General features: G+C 71.7%; 16 protein-coding genes and 1 riboswitch. Of the genes, 12 read left to right on the forward strand and 4 right to left on the reverse strand.

The features are described from left to right. Positions 1-72: 72 nt before the first annotated feature. Positions 73-1,719, forward strand: a complete 1,647-nt coding sequence (locus PVE36_RS05695) for an HNH endonuclease signature motif containing protein (RefSeq protein ID WP_277455147.1) — start codon at positions 73-75, stop codon at positions 1,717-1,719. 60 nt (positions 1,720-1,779) lie between these two features. Here the strand turns inward: PVE36_RS05695 and PVE36_RS05700 are convergent, their stop codons facing one another. After that, positions 1,780-2,556 (reverse strand): hypothetical protein, encoded by a 777-nt coding sequence (locus PVE36_RS05700; protein ID WP_277455148.1) that lies wholly within the window; start codon positions 2,554-2,556, stop codon positions 1,780-1,782. A 184-nt stretch (positions 2,557-2,740) separates the two neighbouring features. Here PVE36_RS05700 and PVE36_RS05705 point away from each other — a divergent pair, with 184 nt between their 5' ends. Both PVE36_RS05705 and PVE36_RS05710 read left to right on the forward strand, forming a co-directional pair. Continuing rightward, positions 2,741-4,435, forward strand: a complete 1,695-nt coding sequence (locus tag PVE36_RS05705) for an NERD domain-containing protein (protein ID WP_277455149.1) — start codon at positions 2,741-2,743, stop codon at positions 4,433-4,435. 18 nt (positions 4,436-4,453) lie between these two features. Next, positions 4,454-4,912: a hypothetical protein gene (locus PVE36_RS05710; protein ID WP_277455151.1), complete on the forward strand. Its 459-nt coding sequence runs from the start codon at positions 4,454-4,456 to the stop codon at positions 4,910-4,912. A 27-nt stretch (positions 4,913-4,939) separates the two neighbouring features. On the opposite strand, the gene PVE36_RS05715 is transcribed toward PVE36_RS05710, so the two are convergent. After that, on the reverse strand, positions 4,940-6,316 hold the full coding sequence (locus PVE36_RS05715) for an L-serine ammonia-lyase (protein ID WP_277455153.1): 1,377 nt from the start codon (positions 6,314-6,316) through the stop codon (positions 4,940-4,942). A gap of 186 nt (positions 6,317-6,502) precedes the next feature. On the opposite strand from PVE36_RS05715, the gene PVE36_RS05720 reads away from it, so the two are divergent. Continuing rightward, entirely contained in the window at positions 6,503-6,934 is a 432-nt protein-coding gene (locus tag PVE36_RS05720; RefSeq protein ID WP_277455155.1) for a hypothetical protein, read from the forward strand. Here PVE36_RS05720 and PVE36_RS05725 read toward each other — a convergent pair. Beyond that, complete coding sequence (locus PVE36_RS05725; protein WP_277455157.1) at positions 6,931-8,436, reverse strand: carboxyl transferase domain-containing protein; 1,506 nt, start codon at positions 8,434-8,436, stop codon at positions 6,931-6,933. The genes PVE36_RS05720 and PVE36_RS05725 overlap by 4 nt on opposite strands. A gap of 41 nt (positions 8,437-8,477) precedes the next feature. Between PVE36_RS05725 and PVE36_RS05730 the strand changes: the two genes are divergently transcribed. The 8 genes from PVE36_RS05730 to PVE36_RS05765 all read left to right on the forward strand — a co-directional run bounded on the left by PVE36_RS05730 (position 8,478) and on the right by PVE36_RS05765 (position 18,616). Continuing rightward, on the forward strand, positions 8,478-8,846 hold the full coding sequence (locus PVE36_RS05730) for a hypothetical protein (protein ID WP_277455158.1): 369 nt from the start codon (positions 8,478-8,480) through the stop codon (positions 8,844-8,846). Next, positions 8,833-9,252 carry a hypothetical protein gene (locus PVE36_RS05735; protein WP_277455160.1) on the forward strand — a complete coding sequence of 140 codons (420 nt, stop codon included), beginning with the start codon at positions 8,833-8,835 and terminating at the stop codon, positions 9,250-9,252. Before PVE36_RS05730 ends, PVE36_RS05735 begins: the two co-directional genes overlap by 14 nt. Positions 9,253-9,326: 74 nt before the next feature. Continuing rightward, positions 9,327-9,440: riboswitch (SAM riboswitch) on the forward strand. Positions 9,441-9,457: 17 nt separating this feature from the next. Next, entirely contained in the window at positions 9,458-10,777 is a 1,320-nt protein-coding gene (locus PVE36_RS05740; protein WP_277455162.1) for a bifunctional o-acetylhomoserine/o-acetylserine sulfhydrylase, read from the forward strand. Between the two features lie 154 nt (positions 10,778-10,931). Beyond that, positions 10,932-11,228 (forward strand): hypothetical protein, encoded by a 297-nt coding sequence (locus tag PVE36_RS05745; protein WP_277455164.1) that lies wholly within the window; start codon positions 10,932-10,934, stop codon positions 11,226-11,228. After that, positions 11,228-12,403, forward strand: a complete 1,176-nt coding sequence (locus PVE36_RS05750) for a hypothetical protein (RefSeq protein ID WP_277455165.1) — start codon at positions 11,228-11,230, stop codon at positions 12,401-12,403. Before PVE36_RS05745 ends, PVE36_RS05750 begins: the two co-directional genes overlap by 1 nt. 43 nt (positions 12,404-12,446) lie before the next feature. Next, the gene (locus PVE36_RS05755; protein WP_277455166.1) at positions 12,447-13,712 is read left to right on the forward strand and encodes a GNAT family N-acetyltransferase; all 1,266 of its coding nucleotides are present in this window, start codon (positions 12,447-12,449) and stop codon (positions 13,710-13,712) included. 31 nt (positions 13,713-13,743) lie between these two features. Further along, positions 13,744-17,598 carry an ATP-dependent RNA helicase HrpA gene (gene hrpA / locus PVE36_RS05760; protein ID WP_277455167.1) on the forward strand — a complete coding sequence of 1,285 codons (3,855 nt, stop codon included), beginning with the start codon at positions 13,744-13,746 and terminating at the stop codon, positions 17,596-17,598. 103 nt (positions 17,599-17,701) lie between these two features. Beyond that, entirely contained in the window at positions 17,702-18,616 is a 915-nt protein-coding gene (locus PVE36_RS05765; RefSeq protein ID WP_277455168.1) for a PAC2 family protein, read from the forward strand. Here PVE36_RS05765 and PVE36_RS05770 read toward each other — a convergent pair whose 3' ends face one another. Beyond that, complete coding sequence (locus PVE36_RS05770; protein ID WP_277455169.1) at positions 18,617-20,275, reverse strand: DNA polymerase; 1,659 nt, start codon at positions 20,273-20,275, stop codon at positions 18,617-18,619. Between the last annotated feature and the right edge of the window lie 61 nt (positions 20,276-20,336).

Raw genomic sequence — 20,336 nt, forward strand, 5'->3', positions numbered from 1 at the left:
ACCAGGGCTCGAGGCTCGAGGGGCCGATCCGACGCCCGGGTGATGTCGGTGGCCGCTGCCAAACTAGGACACATGTTCGAGGATGAGATGGCCATGGTGGAAGAGTCCTTCCGAGGACTGGGCAACGCCCGCGAGAGGGTGAGCGCACGCGGCGGGCGTGCCGACGAGCAGACTCTGACGCGGGCGCTCGAGACCACGGAGCGGCTCAGACGGGCAGCCGATGCCCTGGAGCTCTCGGTGATCGGACAGGCCGTGCGGTGGGGTGAAGAGCGCGGGCCGGACGGGATCTATCGCGCCGTGCACCTCGATGAGGGTGAGGTCGCGGAGTTCGCCGTCGAGGCCGTCGGCGTCACCTTGCGGGCCAGCACCTATGAAGCCAGAGGACGATGCGACCTTGCGGCTCGTGCGGTCACCGACCTGCGCGAGCTCGCCGATCTCATCGCCGACGGACGACTCCGGGAGCGGGCCATGGGTGTCGTCGCCAAGGAGACCCGCCTTGCCGAGCCCCACGCCGTGGCAGAGGTGGTCGCCCATCTCATGGCACCGATGCGTGGCCGACCCGACTCGATCCGCATCGTCGAGCTGGAGGAGCGCGAGATCCGCAAGGCCTGCCGTCGCATTCTGCAACGGGTCCAGCCCGACCTGCTGAGTGGCGAGAGCCAGCGCAACCGCCGCGAGCAGCTGGAGGCCCGCTTCAGCGCCGGCCCTGTCGGCACCACGGATCTGCACGCGACCCTTCCCAGCGAGCTCGCACTGACCCTGAAGTCCGCCATCGACGAGGCCGCAAAGCAACGTCTCGGTGACGACCCCGACCTCACCGCCGGGGCAGCCCGCGCTTTGGGCCTGGTCGACCTCGCCCTGCGCGGGGTCGAGGTCACCGCCCACGTCAGAGTCGGTATCCCCGTCATCACCTCCGCTGCCTCGCGTCTCGCGTTCGCCCCCTACGAGGGGGGCGAAGGGGGTGGTGGTCGTGGCAGCCTGGGCCAGGACCTGCACGGCCCCACTGCTCGCGAGGGCCGGCTCGTCACCGGCGACGGAGCCGACGCGGTGGAGGTGCTCGCGGAGGAGTGGGCTGGTGACGCTGTGAGCTCCCAGGTGCCGACCACGTTCGGCCCGGACGGACCCCCTTCGTGGATCAGCGGTTGCGACATCCCCGGCATCGGCTACATCCCGCCGGACGCCGTGGCCGCCCTCGTCAGCAATCTCGAGACGAAGGTCTCCCGAGCGCTCCTCGACGCACGTACCGGCACCCTCGTCGAGACCTCCAACCCGCGCTACGTCATCACCGACTCGATGCGTGAGTTCGTCGCTGCCCGCGACGAGGTGTGCCGCATGTGGGGCTGCAACCGGCAGGCGTGGCGAGGTGCCCTGATGCACGCGGCCGATCTGGACCACGCGCGGCCGTGGCCCGAGGGTCCGTCCTCCCCGAGCAACCTCTCCGGTCTCTGCCGTCACCACCACCTGCTCAAGCATTCCGAGCGCTGGGCGCACGTGCTCCACCCCGACGGCACCACCGAGTGGATCAGCCCCGGGGGCGTCTCCACAGTGACCTTCCCCGCCCAGTGGGTGCACACGGAGGACGAAGGGGGAGACCCCGCAGCTGTCACTTCGCCCCCTTGGGAGGGGGCGAACATCGACTGGCTGGATTCAGCCGTTGACGAGCTGCCGAAGGACAAGGTCGACGTCCTCGCCTCGCTACCCGAGGTGGTGCCCTTCTGAGTCACGGGACGACGCTCTGCCGAGGTGGAGGCTTCGGCATGGACACGGAGGTCCGTGCGACTAGTCGGACTCCATGTTCGTGACAGTCGCCCGGGCGACCTTCTCCAAGGCCTTGCCTGAGCCGGTGGCTCCTCCGACACTCGCTTGGGACAAGGTCACGATGTTGTGCCCAGCACGGATTGCGACCATGTCGAGACCGACGGCCATCCCCTCGGATTCCCCGGACATCCGGATCGCAGCGGACTCCTCACCCAGATTCGGGAACGACAGGCTGGAGACCTTGAAGGTCGTTGCCGTGCCGTCCTCGGTAGAGGTGAACTTCGAGCAGGTGGAGAGGGCATCGAGGAACTTCGTGAAGCTGTCCTCGGGAACGTCATCCGAGAAGGAGTTGATTTCCACCCCCAGGAAGGGGCCAAGCATCCCAGCGGTGTAGGTCTGGGAGGCCTCTCCGGTCGGGTCCTGATCCTGCTCTTCGGAGAGATCATCCATGATCGTCTGGCATTTGGCCGGTTCGATCGTTTCTTCCGATTCCGAGTCCGACTCGGAATCGTCATTGAGGGTGTTTTCGGGATCCACGCTCCACCCGGTGGGGAGCGCGGAGACCGGCGGCAGGGCTGCTTTGGCCTCCTCGTTCGTCAGTTCCCGACCGACAGTGTCCAGCTCGACCTCTTCGGTCTCCGAGCTGTCCTCCTGTGCACCTTCACCAGTCTCGGCAGAGGACTCCCCGACGGTCCCTGCCCGTTCGGGTGGGGAGTCGCCGCAACCTGCGAGCGCCACTGAGGCGACCAGGGCTACGGCGTATGCGTGCAGTCGTGTCCGTCGAACGACGTCGATCATGTGGTTCCAACTCCCCCGAGTGGCCGCCATTGGCGGAGGCGTAGACGGCTTCTGCCGCCACGGCCAAGATGCACGTCCCCAGTCGGTTCCTCCCATGGAATCCCATGAACCGTAAGGGTTTCGTTGTAATCCACAACGGTCTCAGCGCGGGTGCCAACAGAGGGTCGTCGGTACGTTCTTGCACATGGCACCGCTGCTGATCCCGGAGGACCCACGCTTCACGACCGACTCCGAGCGGGTGGTGTGGGAACGGCTGCGGGACACCCTTCGCCCCGAGGACACGCTGATCGCCAACCTGCGGTTCACCGACACCCGCAAGGACCACGAGGCCGACCTGGTCGTCGTCATGCCCGATGCCGGCGTGGTGGTCGTGGAGGTCAAGGGGGCCGGCGTACGCGTCGAGGACGGCAAGTGGAGCATCAAGCGCAACGGCAAGCGGAAGGGGATCGACCCGGTCGCACAGGCCCGCGACGCCAAGTACGCCCTCCGCGCCTACATCGACTCCGACCGGCGCTGGGCGCATTCCTCCAGGAGCACGGTGCGGTTCGCGCACGCGGTCGTCACCCCCTTCGCCGACCTCGGTCTGGGCTTCGACCTACCCGACTGCCCCCGGTGGATGATCCACGACCGGGGTGACCTGCCCCGTCTCGCCGAGCGACTGGCGGACATACCCCTCGGCTTCGAGACCCACATGCGCATCCCGACGGAGGACGACTGCGCGGTGATCGTCGACATCCTCACCGCCCGCGGGACCGACGCCGTCCCGTCCGTCACCGACGAGGCCGAGGAGCGCCAGCACCGCGCCGACCGCCTCACCGAGGAGCAGAGCCAGATCCTGCGCGTCACCCGACTGCTGCGCCGTGTGGAGATCCGCGGCGGCGCCGGCAGCGGCAAGACGGTCCTCGCCCTCACCCAGGCCCGACAGCTCGCGGCCGGTCGCGACGGACGACCCGCCGAGCGCGTCGCACTGCTCTGCTACTCGATCGGGCTGGCCACCCACTTCGCGCGCGAGGTCGCGACGTGGCCGCACCGCCAGCGTCCCTCCTTCGTCGGCACCTTCGAGGACCTGGCCAACCTCTGGGGGCTGCCCTCCGGCTCGCGGGACGACCCCGACTACTGGGAGGAGACCCTCCCTCTGCTCATGGCCGAGCGTGCCGAGCAGCTGCCGCCGGGGGAGCGCTACGACTCCTTCGTCGTCGACGAGGCGCAGGACTTCGCCGAGTCGTGGTGGCGTCCGATCGTTGCCGCGCTGACCGACGAGAGCGAGGGCGGCCTCTTCATCTACAGCGACGAGAACCAGCGCCTGTTCAACCGGTTCGGCCGGCCCCCTGTCCCGCTCGTGCCCCTCGTGCTCGACCACAACCTGCGCAACACCAAGCAGATCGCCGAGGTCTTCAAGCCCCTCGCGCCGTTGCGGATGCGGCTCGAGGGCGGCGACGGTCCCGACGTCACCTTCATCCCCGCGAGCCCCGGTGACGCGGTCGGTCGGGCCGACGACCAGGTGGACCTGCTCATCGACGAGGGGTGGGAGCCCGGGCACATCGCGCTCCTGACCACCGGCCACCGCCACCCCGTGCAGGTCGAGCGCCAGGAGGAGCTCGGGCAGGCCGGGTACTGGCGCACCTTCTGGGAGGACGAGGACGTCTTCTTCGGTCACGTCCTCGGGGCGAAGGGGATGGAGCGCCGCGTCGTCGTGCTGTGCATCAACGAGGACGGTACGCGGGAGCGGTTCCGCGAGCGGCTCTACGTCGGCCTGTCCCGGGCCACCGACCGACTCGTCGTCGTGGGCGACCCGACGGCCATCACGCACGCGGGCGAGCAGGTGGCCACGACCCTGCTCGATGCGGTGGATACAGTCGCCGCAGCACCGCACCAGTAGACAGGGGAGTAGGGGATCGTGAACGAGCACGCACCGGGTTGGTACGACCACGAGGGGGAGCGCCGCTACTGGGACGGCCAGCGGTGGACGCACTCCACGTCGGTGCCGCAGATCCCGGCCCCGGGCACGCCGCCGCACGGGCAGGTCCCGCCACCACCGCCCTACGGCCAGCCGGGTGCCTACGGCGGCCAGGCGCCCCCCTTCGCTGGCATGCCGATCGCGCGCAAGGAGCCGGCGCTGTCGCTGCTGGCCTCCTTCTTCGTCCCCGGCGTCGGCCAGATGATCAACGGCGACACCGGGCCGGGTCTGGCCTTCCTCAGCGCCTACCTCGGCGGCCTCGTCGCGGTCATCTGCCTGGGGTGGATCCTCATCGGGTTCTTCGGCATCCCGGTCGCCATCGGCGCGTGGATCTGGTCGATGATCGACGCCTACCAGGGCGCGGTGCGGTTCAACCAGCGAGCCGGGTACCCCGGCTGACCCGACCGGCGCGCCGGTCGGGCGCCGTCAGCACTCGATGACGTTGACGGCCAGACCGCCGCGCGCGGTCTCCTTGTACTTCACCTTCATGTCCCGACCCGTGTCCCGCATGGTCTTGACGACCTTGTCGAGGGAGACGATGTGCGAGCCGTCCCCGCGAAGGGCGGTGCGCGCCGCCGTGATCGCCTTCACCGAGGCGACCGCGTTGCGCTCGATGCACGGGATCTGCACGAGCCCGCCGACGGGGTCACAGGTCAGGCCGAGGTTGTGCTCCATGCCGATCTCCGCGGCGTTCTCCACCTGGGCGGCCGAGCCGCCGAGGACCGCGGCCATCGCACCGGCGGCCATCGAGCAGGCCGAGCCGACCTCGCCCTGGCAGCCGACCTCGGCGCCGGAGATCGAGGCGTTCTCCTTGTAGACCACGCCGATCGCGGCCGCGGTGAGCAGGAAGCGCACGATGCCGTCGTCGTCGGCGCCGGGCACGAAGTCGACGTAGTAGCGCAGCACCGCGGGGATGATGCCCGCCGCGCCGTTGGTCGGGGCGGTGACGACGCGCCCGCCGGCGGCGTTCTCCTCGTTGACCGCGAGGGCGTAGAGCGTCAGCCAGTCCATGCCGCGCAGCGGGTCCTCGTTGTTGGCGCCCTCGGCGCGCAGCCGGCGGTACAGCTCGGGCGCGCGTCGGCGGACCTTGAGGCCACCGGGCAGCACGCCCTCGCTGCGCACGCCGTTGTCGATGCACTCCTGCATCACCGACCAGATGTGCAGCAGCTCGGCACGCACCTCCTCCTCGGTGCGCCAGGACTTCTCGTTCTCCAGCATCACCTGGGCGATGGACAACCCGGTCTCCTCGCAGATCGCGAGCAGCTGGTCACCGGTGGTGAAGGGGTGGGCGACCGGGGTCGTGTCGGCGACGACCTTCGTCGAGCCCGACGCGTCCTCGCCGACGACGAAGCCGCCGCCGACGGAGTAGTACGTGTGGCTGCTGATCGGCTCCTCGCCCTCGCCCCACGCGGTGAAGGTCATGCCGTTGGGGTGCAGCGGCAGGGTCTTGCGCCGGTGCAGCACGAGGTCCTCCGCGTCGTCGAAGGCGATCTCGTGCTCACCGAGGAGGGGGAGTCGTCCCGAGTCCCGGATCCGGCTCAGCGTCCCGGTGACCGAGCGCGGGTCACACACCTCAGGGCGCTCGCCGGAGAGACCGAGAAGAACGGCCGTGTTGGAGCCGTGGCCGTGGCCGGTCGCGCCGAGCGAGCCGAAGAGCTCGCCCTTGACCCGGCGGACCTGGTCGAGGACGCCCTCGTCGCGCAGGGTCTCGCCGAAGGTCACCGCCGCCCGCATGGGGCCGACGGTGTGCGAGCTCGACGGGCCGATGCCGATCGAGAAGAGGTCGAAGACACTGAGTGCCACGGAAGTTGACTCCTGGGTGCTCGGGTTGGGCACGGACGGCCGTCGCCATGGGTGGACGACGTGCCGCTCATCACATTACCTGCGCCGGCTGAGCGCGAACGTGCCCCGAAGCGCGAGGGAGGAGCCGCGACGGGCTCTGTGGAAAAGCTCGCGGCGCGTCCGCCCGACGTGGCCATGATGAAGGGCATGACATTCGAAGACCTGCCCGGTGACTGGCCCACCCGACCCCTGACCGACACCACCGTCGCACCCGACGTCGTCGACCTCGTCGTGCGCGAGAGCGACCGCGAGGGCGGGTGCCTGAGCCTCCTGCTGTGCGGCGATGACCACCGCATGCTCCAACCGGTGACGATCACCGACCTCGCCGGTGAGCCGCACGTCCGTCACCGCGAACCCTTCGACTCCTTCCTCGGCCACCTGGGCAGCGAGCTCGGCGGGATCGTCGTCGCCGTCGGTCGGCCCGGTGGACTCCAGCCCGACGACGAGGCGCGTGCCTGGCACGAGGCGGCGATCGCCTCCTGCCGCGAGCACGGGGTGCCGCTCCTGGGCACCTACCTCGCCACCGCGCACGGCGTCGTCGAGATGCCGGTGTGGGACGAGCTGCGGGCCGCGGGTTAGAGCTGCCCGTTGATCTGCTCGGTGATCGCGGTGCCGATGCCCGAGGCGAAGCCCTCCGGGTCCTCGTGCGCGGCGGGTGACTCCGGCACGATCACGTCGACGAGCCCGTCCTGCAGCATCTGGGCGGCACCCACCCGCTGCCGGGCCGCGAGCAGGGGAGCGTGGGCGGTGTCCTTGTACAGGATCGCGCTCGCACCCTCCGGCGGCAGCGGCGACAGCCAGGCATTGCTCGAGGCGATGACCCGCCGGGCGGGCAGCATCGCCAGGGCGCCACCGCCCGTGCCCTCGCCGAGCAGCACCGAGACGCTCGGCACGGTCAGCGCGGTCATGTCCGCGATGGAGCGGGCGATCTCGCCGGCCAGCGCGCCCTCCTCCGCGTGGGGGGAGAGGTCCGCGCCGGGGGTGTCGATGACGGTGACGAGCGGCAGCCCGAGCTCGGTGGCCATCCGCATCCCGCGCCGGGCCTCGCGCAGCGCGGCCGGGCCCATCGACTCGGAGACCTGGTAGCGCCGGTCCTGCCCGACGAGCACGCACGAGCGTCCCCCGAAGGACGCCAGCGCCAGCATCACGCCCTTGTCCAGCTCCCCGTAGCCGGTGCCGTTGAGCGGGATGACGTCGTCGGCGGCGTACCGCAGCAGCTCGCGCACGCCGGGCCGGTCGTCCCGCCGGGTCACCGTGATCGCCGACCAGAGCGCGTCGACCTCCTCCTGCGTCGGCTCCGGCCGGGAGACGAAGGGGGTGACCCGCCAGACCAGGTCCTCCCCGTCTGCCGCGGGGGAGCCGGGGGAGGCGTCGCGCGCCTGCGGGTGCGTGTGCCCCTCGGTCGTCGCGGACAGCAGCGTCAGCGCGCGCGAGGCGATCCCGGCGAGCTGGTCGGTGGGCACGACGGCGTCGACGATGCCCTTGTCGACGAGGTTCTCCGCGAGCTGCACCCCCTCCGGGAAGGGCTGGCCGTTGACCGTCTCGTAGACGACCGGGCCGAGGAAGCCGATGAGGGCCTCCGGCTCGGCGATCGTCATGTGCCCCAGGGACCCCCATGACGCGAAGACCCCGCCGGTCGTGGGGTGGCGCAGGTAGACGAGGTAGGGCAGGCCCGCCGCCTTGTGCGCGACGACGGCCGCGGAGATGTCGACCATCGTCACGAAGGCCGGAGTGCCCTCCTGCATGCGCGTGCCGCCGCTGGCGGTCGCCGCGATGAGGGGGAGGCGCTCGGTCGTGGCCCGACGGACCGCGGCGACGATCCGACCGGCGGCGGCCCGGCCGATCGAGCCCGCGAGGAAGCGGAACTCCCCGACGATCAGTGCGGCGTCGTGGCCGTGGATCCGGGCCGAGCCGGTGAGCACCGACTCGTCGGTCCCGGCCCGCTCGGCGGCGCGGTCGAGCGTGTCGAGGTACGTCTCGTCCAGGCCGTCGAGATCGAGGGACTCGTCCCAGGAGACGAAGGTGCCCTCGTCGACGACCGTGTCGATCAGCTCGTGGGCAGTCAGGCGACGCGAACTCATGCCGTGATCGTCCCAGTCCCGCCGCTCGGTAACCTTGCGCCGTGCTTGTGCCCTTGACCACTGTCGTGATCGTGGCCGTCGGCGTGCTCGGGGTGATGGCCCTCGTCTACATGCTGATCAACCGCCTCGTCGACGACGCCATGCTGCTCGTGACCGCCGTCGTCGAGCTGTCCCTGCTCGTCCTCGTCGTCGCCAGCGCGATCGCGCAGGGGGCGGTGACTGGCACGGGGCAGGGCGCGACGATGCTCGCGTACGCGCTGACGCTGCCAATCATCCCACCGGTCGTCGTCTTCATCGCGCTGAAGGAGAAGACCCGCTGGGCCATGGGCGTGGTCATCGCCGGCGCCTTCACCGTCGGTGTCATGGCCTACCGCATCCTGCAGATCTGGGACGTCCATGGCCCCGCCTGACGTGCCGACCGGCACCGGCCCGGGGCGGGTCGTCGTCGCCGTCTACGCCGTGCTCGCGCTCGCCGCGACCGGCCGCTCGGTCCTGCAGCTGACCCAGTACCTCGACCGGGCGCCGCTGGCGTACCTGCTCTCCGCGCTCGCGGCGGTGATCTACATCGTCGCGACCGTTGCCCTGGCGAAGGGGGGACGCACCGGCGCCCGGGTCGCCACCGGGGCGATCCTCGTCGAGGCCGTCGGGGTGCTCACCGTGGGCACCCTGTCCTACCTCGTGCCCGAGCTCTTCCCGGACAAGACCGTCTGGTCCCACTACGGAGCGGGCTATGCCTACGCGCCGCTCGTCCTCCCCTTCGTCGGGCTGTGGTGGATCCGAAGGGTGCGACGGGCCCGCCGCAGCGCGGGGGACTGACGGGGGACGCCCCCTTCGCCCGGGAGGTGAGACACCCTCCGCCGGACCACCGGCCGTCTCATATGCTCTGGGCAGGTCTTGAGCGCCAGCGGACAGCCCCGGCTAGCTGGCCGGCAACCCTCCTCCGCGGTGGGGTGCCCCGGGAGACGACCAGGTCCGTGGCAATCCGTCACGGTCAAGCGCGCACCACACCAGGAGCACAGACATGTCCGACCCGACCACGTGGAACTTCGAGACCAAGCAGATCCACGCCGGCCAGGCACCCGACCCGACGACCGGTTCGCGGGCGCTGCCGATCCACCAGACGACGTCCTACGTCTTCAAGGACACCGAGCACGCCGCGAACCTCTTCGGGCTCAAGGAGCTCGGCAACATCTACACGCGGATCATGAACCCGACCCAGGACGCGGTCGAGAACAAGATCGCCGCGCTCGAGGGTGGCGTCGCCGCCCTGATGACCGCCTCCGGCATGTCCGCGACGACCCTCGCGCTGATGAACGTCGCCGAGGCCGGTGACCACATCGTCGCCAGCGCCGCGCTCTACGGCGGCACGGTCAACCTCTTCCAGTACACGCTGCCGAAGTACGGCATCGAGGTCACGCTCGTCGAGGACCCGAGCGACCTGCAGGAGTGGAAGGACGCGGTCAAGCCGAACACGAAGGCCCTCTTCGGCGAGACCATCGGCAACCCCAAGGACGTCGTCCTCGACATTCAGGGCATCGCCGACATCGCCCACGGTGCCGGCGTGCCGCTGATCGTCGACAACACCATCGCCACCCCCTACGTCCTGCGTCCGATCGAGCACGGCGCCGATGTCGTCGTGCACGCCGCGACGAAGTTCCTCGGTGGCCACGGCACCTCGATCGCCGGTGTCATCGTCGACGCCGGGAAGTTCGACTACGCCGCCGACCCGGAGAAGTTCCCCAACTACAACGAGCCCGACCCGAGCTACCACGGCCTGCGCTTCGGACCGGACCTCGGCGTCAACGGCGCCATGGGGGCCAACCTGTCCTTCATCCTCAAGGCCCGCGTGCAGCTGCTGCGCGACCTCGGCCCGGCGATCTCGCCCTTCAACGCCTTCCTCATCGGGCAGGGCATCGAGACGCTCAGTCTGCGCATGGACAAGCACCTGGACAACACCCGCAAGGTCGCCGAGTACCTCGGTGGCCACGCGCAGGTGGAGCAGGTCATCTGGGCCTCGCTGCCGACCAGTGCCAGCTTCGAGAACGCGCAGAAGTACACGCCCAAGGGCGCCGGTGCGGTCATCTCCTTCGAGATCGCCGGCGGCCACGATGCGGGCCGGAAGTTCGTCGAGGGCCTGGAGCTGCACAGCCACCTTGCCAACATCGGTGACGTGCGCTCGCTCGTGATCCACCCCGCGTCGACGACCCACTCGCAGGGCCCGGAGGAGGACCGCCTCGCCGCCGGCGTCACCCCCGGCCTGGTGCGTCTGTCCGTCGGGCTGGAGAACGTCGACGACATCATCGCCGACCTCGAGCAGGGCTTCGCCGCCGCCAACGCCTGACCCACCTCGGTGGTTGAGGTGTGAGGAGCGCTAGCGACGAGCCTCGAAACCGCGTTGGTTGAGGTGTGAGGCCGCGCAGCGGGCGAGCCTCGAAACCCGCGGGGCCTGTGGACAACTCCACGGGCCCCGCGGCGTTCTTTCCTACGGTGTCCGCATGGGTGACGACGGGATCTCGATCGACGGCGAGGGCATCGCCCGCCTCGGGGATCGGCTCGGGGACATCGCGGACGGACTCGAGGATGCCGCGGCGAGGACCTCCGACGTGGCCGTCCACGGGTTCCCCTCCGGCACGGGCGAGCGGGCCCTCGACGGCGTCCTCGGCGACCAGGAGCTCCTCCGGGTCGAGGCGTGCCGCACGCTGCGCGCGCTGAGGGATCTGGCCCGGCACGCCGGTGGGTGCTTCATCAGCACCGAGCAGCAGGTCGACCTGCGCTTCCGGGGCGGCTCCTGATGGCCCTGCGGATGTTCCACACCGAGCTGGGGGAGCCGGACCTCCTGCGGACCCGGGCGTGGGCCATGCGTGCCCGAGCCGATGCGATGTGGGAGGCGGCGGCGCGGCTGCACGAGGTCTCGACGAAGGGGGTGTGGGACTCGCCGTCGGGCGTCACCTTCGCCTCGCGGGTGGACGAGTGCCCGCAGATGCTGCACCGCCTCGCCAGCACGCTGTCCGACGCGGCGCAGGTGATCGAGCCCTACGCGGACCTGCTCGCCGAGTCCCAGCGCGTCATGCGGATCGAGCGTGCGGCCTACGAGGAGCACGTGGCGACCTCGGACGCACTCGAGGCGCAGCTGGCCCAGCTGTCTCCCGAGGACCCGCGGTACGTGTCGGTGGACCGGCAGTGGCGCGATGCGGCAGACGAGCGGGAGTTCGCCAAGCGGCGCTACGAGCGCGAGGGCGAGCAGGCGACGCTCGACGAGGAGGCCGTCGCCAGACGCCTGGCGGACATCGGGGCCGACGCGAGCGACCCGTGGGGTTACGACCTCTTCGAGGGGTTGAGCGACCTCGGTCGGAGCCGGGCCGTCGACAACGTCCTGACGGACTTCGTGCCGCATCTGCGCCTGGTGGCACTGCTGCAGTTCGGCGACGCGATCGGCAAGCTCGGTCTGCGTGCCTTCTACGGCCAGGGCAGCTACTCGGGCGCGGGGAGGGCCGCACGACAGACGCTCTTCAACGTGGTGAAGGCCCCCCTGGGTGCCGGCGCCAAGGCCGACGACGCCGCACGGCGGACGAGCCGCGCGAGCGAGACCGCCGCGGCGAAGTCACGCCACGGCGATCCCGTCGGGGCATCCGGGAGCGGGTCGAAGCGTCTGCGGCACAAGGCCGGGACCAAGGTCCGGCAGACGACGTCAGGGGCGAGGGTCCGCGCCAAGCACGCCGTGCAGGATGGCTTCGAGCACGCCACCGGCACGCGCCTGATCAACAACATGACCTCCGACTGGGCGGCCATCGCGGGGGCGGGCCACGTGACGAAGGGGGCGCACGTCCTGAAGTACTCGGTCGCCGCCGCGGACACGGTCGACGGCACCGTCCGATCTGCGCGCACGACGGCCGGCGTGCTCAAGCCCCTCGCCGGGACGGACACGCGCAGGGATCGGCGAGAGGCCCCGGAGAGGGCGTCGCGCTGAATTCCGTTGCGCCCCCGCGCGCGACCGGTGGAGGATCGAGTGCATGACCTCGCGCGTGACCGTCCACCGGATCGACCCGCAGGACCCGGCCGGGGCCGAGGCGGTCCTGGACCTCGACCAGCTCGTCTGGGCCGACGACCTGCGCACCCCGCGCGAGGTCGCGCTCGCCGACACCCCGACCAGGGCGGCGTGGATCGCCCGGGTCGACGGCGAGGACGCCGGCATCGCCGCGTCGTGGGACATCGAGCTGTCGGTCCCCGCGGCTGGTGACGGCGCCTCCCTTCGCCCGGTCGAGGGTCTGACCTGGGTCGGGGTGCACCCCGACCACCGACGCCGGGGCGTGCTCACCGCGCTCATCCGTGAGCACCTGCGGTGGACGCGCCACGAGCAGGGCCGACCGATCAGCGTCCTCAAGGCCTCCGAGCCGGGGATCTACGGTCGCTTCGGCTACGGCGTCGCCAGCTCGACGATGATGTCCTCCTTCGCCCGGGGGACGACCTTCGCGGCCCCACCGGCCGTCCGGGAGCTCGCGGACGCGACGACCCTGCGCACGAGGACCGCGAGCCCCGAGCAGGGCAGGCGCTGGCACGAGCTGGCCAGGGAGTGCGCCCGCACCGGCGCCGGTCACGTCGTGCGCAGCGCGCAGGACAGCGAGCGGCTCCTCCTCGATCACCCCGAGAGCCGGGGGAGCCGCGAGCCCGCACGCCTGGTGTGGGCCACCCGGGAGGGGCGGGACGTCGGCGTCGCCCACTTCCACCGCTCGCCGAAGTGGAGCGAGGGCCGAGCCGAGGGGCGGGTCGGCGTCTTCTTCCTCCTCTCCGCGGACGCGGGTGCCCGGCTGGCGCTCGCCGAGCGTCTCGTCGACATCGACCTCATGGCCACCACCGAGTACTGGGTCGCCCCCGACGACGTCCTCGCCCTGTGGCTGCCGTCGCCGCGGTCCGTCGGTGGCAGCGGCATGACCGACAACCTCTGGCTGCGCCTGGTCGACCTGCCGGCCGCCGTCGCCGAGCGCGGGCACGCCGCGGACGTGGACCTGGTCGTCGGGGTGCGTGACGAGATCCTCCCGGACAACGCCCGCAGCTGGCGCTGGACCGCCACCGGCGGCACCGGCGCCGTGAGCCGCACCGACGCCACGCCGGACGTCACCCTCGACATCGGCGACCTCGGCGCGGTCTGGCTCGGCGGGCAGACCCTCGCGGCACGGACCGCGGCCGGCTTCGTCGCCGAGCACCGCCCCGGCGCCGTGGCCGAGCTCGACGCCGCCCTGCGCACCGCGGTCGGCCCGGTCGGGACGATCGACTTCTGACGACGACAAGGGCGCACGTATCGTGACCCGCATGACCGCCCCTGTCCGTGAACCCGTCGCGGCGGCGGACCTGCACTACGCCGAGGAGCTGCCGGTCGTCGCCCGCAAGGACGACATCGCGCAGGCGCTGCAGGAGCACCAGGTCGTCATCGTCGCGGGGGAGACCGGCTCCGGCAAGACCACCCAGCTGCCCAAGATCGCCCTCGAGGTCGGGCGCGGCACGAGCGGCCAGATCGGGCACACCCAGCCCCGCCGCATCGCCGCGCGCTCGGTCGCCGAGCGGATAGCTCACGAGATGCAGGTCCAGCTCGGGGAGCTGATCGGCTACCAGGTGCGCTTCGCCGACCACAGCAGCGACGCCACCGCGGTGAAGGTCATGACCGACGGCATCCTGCTCAACGAGATGCAGCGCGACCGGGACCTGCGCCGCTACGACACGATCATCATCGACGAGGCCCACGAGCGGTCCCTGAACATCGACTTCATCCTCGGCTACCTCAAGCAGCTCCTCCCGCGCCGACCCGACCTGAAGGTCATCATCACCTCGGCGACGATCGACCCGGAGCGCTTCGCCGCCCACTTCGCGGACGCGAGCGGCGACCCCGCCCCGATCATCGAGGTCTCCGGCCGCACCTACCCGGTCGAGGTCCGCTACCGCCCCCTCGAGGACCCCGAGAAGGACGGTGACGACGGCGAGAAGAGCGGCGGGGACTCCGACCAGGTCACCGGCATCTGCCGCGCGGTCGAGGAGCTGTGGACGGAGCCCGACCCGGGTGGTCCGCGCGACGTGCTCGTCTTCCTGTCGGGGGAGCGGGAGATCCGCGACGCGCAGGAGGCCCTGACGTCGATGCAGCTGCCCGACACCGAGATCGTCCCGCTCTACGCACGCCTGTCCGCCGCCGAGCAGCACCGCGTCTTCTCCTCGCACACCGGGCGCCGGATCGTGCTGGCCACCAACGTCGCCGAGACCTCGCTGACCGTCCCCGGCATCCGCTACGTCATCGACGTGGGCACCGCCCGCATCTCGCGCTACTCCCAGCGCACCAAGGTCCAGCGCCTGCCGATCGAGCGCGTCTCCCAGGCCTCGGCGAACCAGCGGGCCGGCCGCTGCGGGCGCATCGCCGAGGGCATCTGCATCCGGCTGTACTCGCAGGAGGACTTCGAGTCGCGCCCGGAGTTCACCGACCCGGAGATCCTGCGCACCAACCTCGCCAGCGTCATCCTGCAGATGACCTCCCTCGGCCTCGGGGACGTCGCGCGCTTCCCCTTCGTCGAGCCCCCGGACGCCCGCCAGATCACCGACGGTGTGCGCCTGCTGCAGGAGCTGCAGGCCTTCGACACCGAGGGCACGGTGACCGCGGCAGCCAAGAGCGCGAAGGGGGACCGCCGCGGGCGTCGCGGCGGTGGCCGGCGCCTCACGCCGACGGGGAAGACGCTGGCCCGCCTGCCCGTCGACCCGCGCCTGGGCCGGATGCTCATCGAGGCCGACCGCCTCGGCTGCACCACCGAGGTGCTCGTCATCGTCGCCGCGATGTCGATCCAGGACCCGCGCGAGCGGCCGGTCGACAAGCGCTCGCAGGCCGACCAGCAGCACGCGCGCTTCCGCCAGGAGGGCTCGGACTTCGCCGGCTGGTGGCACCTGTGGACCTACCTCAAGGACCAGCAGAAGGCGTTGTCCGGCAGCGCCTTCCGTCGGATGTGCAAGCGCGAGTACCTGCACTACCTGCGCATCCGCGAGTGGCAGGACCTGCACGCCCAGCTCAAGCGGGCCGCCAAGCAGCAGAAGCTCGACACCCGCCAGCGCACCGCCGCCCGCGACGCCGACCCGGACTGGGACACGATCCACCAGGCGCTGCTGACCGGCCTGCTCAGCCACATCGGTCTGCGGGACGAGGACAAGCGCGACTACCTCGGCGCCCGCGGCGCCCGCTTCTCCATCCAGCCGGGCACGACCAACTTCCGGCGGCAACCCCCCTTCGTCATGGCGGGGGAGCTCGTGGAGACCTCGCGGCTGTGGGCCCGCTCGACCGCCCGCATCGACCCGGTCTGGGCCGAGCGAGCCGGTGCCCACCTGGTCAAGCGGACCTACTCCGAGCCGCGCTGGAGCAAGAAGGCCGCCTCGGTCCTCGCGACCGAGCGGGTGACCCTCTTCGGCGTCCCGCTCGTCGTCGGCCGGCCCGTCTCCTACGGGAAGATCGACCCGGTCGTCAGCCGTGAGCTGTTCATCCGGCACGCGCTCGTCGAGGGGGACTGGGACGGCCGGCACGACTTCCTCACCGCCAACCGCCGGCTCGTGCGGCGCCTCGAGCAGCTCGAGGAGCGGGCCCGCCGGCGTGACCTCCTCGTCGACGAGGAGGACATCGTCGAGTTCTACGACGAGCGGGTGCCGGCGCAGGTCGTCTCCGGGGCGCACTTCGACTCGTGGTGGAAGAAGGCCCGGCACGAGCAGCCCGAGCTGCTCACCCTCACCGAGGAGCGCCTCACTCGCACCGGCGCCGAGGCGGTGAGCACGAGCGACTACCCGAAGCGCTGGCGCAGCGACGGCATCGAGCTCGCCGTCACCTACCAGTTCGAGCCCGGGCAGGAGGACGACGGGGTGACCGTCCACGTACCCGTCGACGTGCTCAACCAGCTGACCCCGACCGGCTTCGACTGGCAGGTGCCCGGGTTGCGCGCCGAGCTCGTCGCCGCCCTGATCAAGTCCCTGCCCAAGGCCACCCGGCGCCACCTCGTGCCCGCCCCGGATCACGCCCGCGCCGCCCTGGCCGAGCTCGACCCGGACGCCGGCACGTCGATCACCAGCCAGCTGTCCAGCGTCCTCGGCCGTCGTGCCGGGCTGCGCATCGACGAGGGGGAGTGGGACTGGTCGAAGGTCCCCGACCACCTGCGGGTGACCTTCGCCGTCGAGGACCAGCGCCGCCGGCGCCTCGGCCGCGGCAAGGACCTCACCGAGCTCGCCGAGCAGATGGCCGGCCACCTGCAGCAGCGCATGTCGCGCGCCGGCGCCTCCATCGAGCGCACCGGCCTGACCGGGTGGGACGTCGAGGACCTGCCGGAGACCTTCACCACGAAGGCGGGCAAGCACACCGTGGTCGGCCACCCGGCCCTCGTGGACGAAGGGGGGTCCGTCGCCCTGCGCGTCCTGCCGGACGAGCAGCAGGCCCGCGCCGCCCACCGCGACGGCGTGCGCCGCCTCCTCCTGCTGAACACGAGCCCGCCGTGGAAGCGCGTGCTTGCCCGGCTGACGAACGAGCAGAAGCTCGCCCTCGCGGACAACCCCCACGGCTCCGTCCCGAAGCTCCTCGAGGACGCCCTCGCCGCCGCCGTCGACGACATCGTCAGCCAGCACGTCGACGGGCCGGTGCGCACCGCCGCGGCCTTCGAGGAGGCCCTGAAGGCCACCCGCACGCACGTCGCCCAACGCGTGCTGTCGATCGTCGCCGAGGTCGAGCCGGTGCTCGCCCAGCGCAGCGAGGTGCTGCGCCTGCTGCAGCGGATGACGGCACCCGCGCTGTCGGTGACGGTCGCCGACGCCCGCGCCCAGCTCGACGGGCTCGTGCGGCCGGGTTTCATCGCCGACACCGGTGTGGCGAAGCTGCCCGACCTGCGCCGCTACCTGCGCGGGATCCTCGTGCGCCTGGAGCGCGCCGCGGAGAACCCGCGCCGCGACGCCGGCCACCAGGAGGCGATCGACTCCGTGGAGTCCGCTTACGCCGACCTGCTCGATGCGCTGTCCCCCCTTCGCCGCCGGGCCCAGGACGTCGTCGACATCGGCTGGATGATCGAGGAGCTGCGCGTCTCCCTGTTCGCCCAGTCCCTGGGGACGGCCTACTCCGTCTCCGCCAAGCGCGTGCGCGCCGCCATCGCCGCGGTGCCGAGGGACTGATACGAACGACTGCAGGCAGTAGTTCGTACCGGGAGCCGGGGGAATGGGCCGACCACCCGGGTCGTTGACACAATGAGTGCTGAACCGACAAGGAGGACCTGACGTGGCCGAGCGCCTCTACCGTTACGAGGTCGACACCGACCCCACGGCCCTGGAGCCGGGGCCGATGATCGTCGCCTTCGACGGCTTCTTCGACGCAGGGATGGCCCAGCGCCTCCTCGTCGACCACCTGCTCGAGGTCAGTGAGCCGACCGTCGTCGCGTCCTTCGACGTCGACTCCCTCGTGGACTACCGCTCACGACGGCCGGTCATCACTTTCGACGCCAACCGGTACACCGACTACAACGACCCGGCGCTGGTGCTCTACCACCTGACCGACCGTGACGGCCAGAGCTACTACATCCTCGCCGGGCCGGAGCCGGACTACCGGTGGGAGGCGATGATCTCCGCCATCACCACGCTCATGGACGAGGTCGGCATCTCCCTCGCGGTGCACGCCCACGGCATCCCGATGGCCGTGCCGCACTCCCGCCCCGTCGGCATGACCGTCCACGGCAGCAACGAGCGGCTCATCGGTGAGCACAAGCCCGTCTTCGGCACCGTCCAGGTGCCCGCGAGCCTCGCCGCGCTCCTCGAGATGCGGCTGGGGGAGGCCGACCGCGACGCCGTCGGCTTCAGCCTGCACGTCCCGCACTACCTGGCGCAGTCGACCTTCCACGACGCGGCGTTGACCGCGCTCAACGCCGTCGTCGACGTCACCGGCCTCAACCTCGCCAACGACGCGCTCGCCGAGGCCGCCCGCGAGGGCCGGCTGCAGATCGAGCGCGAGGTCGAGGAGAACGACGAGGTCCGCGAGGCCGTCCAGGCGCTCGAGCGTCAGTACGACGTGCACCTGCGCGGCCTCGAGCGGCCCAGCCTGCTCGCCGGCGAGGGGCAGGACCTGCCGTCGGCGGACCAGCTCGGCGCGGAGTTCGAGGACTTCCTGCGCACCCGGGACGACTCCTCCGACTCCCAGTAGCTACGTCGCCTCGGACCACCGACGCACGATCGAGGTGTCGGCGACGAAGCGCACCTGCTCGCCCCCGAGCCAGCGCCGGGCCGCATCCGTGAGCGCCCGGTCGACCGCTGCGGCGGCCTCCTCGGCGTGCTCCTGGGGCACGTGGACGAGCAGCTCGTCGTGCAGGCACAGCACGATCCGGGAGCGAAGGGGGCGCACCGCCACCCGCACGGTCGCGGCCCAGGCCTTGAACAGCTCGGCCGCCGACCCCTGGATCACGGCGTTGCGCGCGAAGCGGCCGCGTGCAGAGGTCACGGCATCCTGGTCCTCGCCGCCGCCGGGGACGTCTGTGCGCACGAGCCGGCCGCCGAAGGTCACCACCGGCTCCCCGCGCCGACCCGCGTCCTGGGCGCGCTGCAGGTGCGCCATCGCCACGGGGTACTCCCGCTCCAGCCCGCGCAGCGCCTCGGCCGCCGGGCCGGAGCGCTGGCCGTACATCGCCGCGAGGACCGCGATCTTCGCCACCGAGCGCTCCACCCCGAGCCGCGCCGCCACCGGGGCGTAGAGGTCGTCCGCGCGGGTCGCGGCCGCGAAGGCCCGGTCGCCCGAGACGGCGGCGAGCACCCGCGGCTCGACCTGCCCGAGGTCGGCGCGGACGAAGACCCAGCCCTCGTCGGCGGCCACCGCCGGACGCAGCTCGGCCGGCAGGTTGTGCAGCCCGGCCTGCGCGGTCATCCGGCCGGCCGCGCCGTCGCAGGCCTCCCAGGCGCCGCGCAGCCGGTCGTCGGCGCCGACGTGCTCGCGCAACCACCGCCAGCCGTACGTCGTGGCGATCCGCTCCTTCCGGCGCCACTCGAGCAGCGCCGGGACGAGGGGATGGGCATGGACCTGCGCCTCGAGGACCCACTTGCGCGTCGAGGGCACGTCGACACCGGCGCGGGCGAGCATCGACTTCACCTGGGCCGGGTTGCGCAGGTCGACGTGACCCGTGCCGGGCAGCGCCGCGAGGACCGGCGCGTCACGCACCCGCCGCGACTCGAGCTCCTCGGCCACGTCGTGCGGCTCCGGGCCGGCCGCCTCGGTGACCAGGTGGCTCGCGGCCGCGCGGTCGATGGGCAGGCCGTCGGTCTCGAGCTCGACGCACAGGACCGCGGCCGCCGACTCGGCGTGCGCCGTGGCGAGCGCCCGGGGACCGGCGGCCGACCTCCCTTCGCGCTGGCGGTGGGCGACCTGCCGGGCCGCGTCCGCGAAGGCCGCGCAGCGCTCCGGCGTCGTCAACCACCCACCGGAGACGGCGTCCGCGCGCAGGTGGCCGTCCGGACGGACGAGCTCCTCCGTGGGCAGCTCCTCGGAGAGCAGGTCGAACAGGTCCCCGGTGGGCGCACTGGGGACCTCGTGCGGGTCGAGGCCGTGGACCGCCGCCCAGGCGAGCTCGGGTCCGGCCGCCCAGCCGCCGTGCATCAGCCGGTGGACCTCGGCGACGTCCCACGTGCGGTCGAGGCGGGCGCCGGCGCGGACGGCCGCGGCGACGGCGTCGGCCGACCAGGTGACCCAGCGGACGGTCGGGTCGAGCGCGGCGATGAGTGCCTCGAGATCCGTGGTGGGCACGGCAGGGGAGTGCGGTGGGAGCACGGCACCGACACCGTCCACGCCGACCACGACCGCCCCGAGATCCTCCACGGGCAGCGAGGCTACCGGCGCGGCCCGACACCCCTGCCCACGCACGTCCCCGGCGCCGGCA

This window comes from Janibacter sp. DB-40, assembly GCF_029510815.1.
Lineage (GTDB): Bacteria > Actinomycetota > Actinomycetes > Actinomycetales > Dermatophilaceae > Janibacter.

Excerpts from the sequence above, each read along its gene's own strand:
- PVE36_RS05695 (WP_277455147.1), top strand. The coding sequence starts at position 73 with ATGTTCGAGGATGAGATGGCCATGGTGGAAGAGTCCTTCCGAGGACTG.
- PVE36_RS05700 (WP_277455148.1), bottom strand. The coding sequence starts at position 2,556 with ATGATCGACGTCGTTCGACGGACACGACTGCACGCATACGCCGTAGCC.
- PVE36_RS05705 (WP_277455149.1), top strand. The coding sequence starts at position 2,741 with ATGGCACCGCTGCTGATCCCGGAGGACCCACGCTTCACGACCGACTCC.
- PVE36_RS05720 (WP_277455155.1), top strand. The coding sequence starts at position 6,503 with ATGACATTCGAAGACCTGCCCGGTGACTGGCCCACCCGACCCCTGACC.
- PVE36_RS05725 (WP_277455157.1), bottom strand. The coding sequence starts at position 8,436 with ATGAGTTCGCGTCGCCTGACTGCCCACGAGCTGATCGACACGGTCGTC.
- PVE36_RS05735 (WP_277455160.1), top strand. The coding sequence starts at position 8,833 with ATGGCCCCGCCTGACGTGCCGACCGGCACCGGCCCGGGGCGGGTCGTC.
- PVE36_RS05740 (WP_277455162.1), top strand. The coding sequence starts at position 9,458 with ATGTCCGACCCGACCACGTGGAACTTCGAGACCAAGCAGATCCACGCC.
- PVE36_RS05745 (WP_277455164.1), top strand. The coding sequence starts at position 10,932 with ATGGGTGACGACGGGATCTCGATCGACGGCGAGGGCATCGCCCGCCTC.
- PVE36_RS05750 (WP_277455165.1), top strand. The coding sequence starts at position 11,228 with ATGGCCCTGCGGATGTTCCACACCGAGCTGGGGGAGCCGGACCTCCTG.
- PVE36_RS05755 (WP_277455166.1), top strand. The coding sequence starts at position 12,447 with ATGACCTCGCGCGTGACCGTCCACCGGATCGACCCGCAGGACCCGGCC.
- hrpA (WP_277455167.1), top strand. The coding sequence starts at position 13,744 with ATGACCGCCCCTGTCCGTGAACCCGTCGCGGCGGCGGACCTGCACTAC.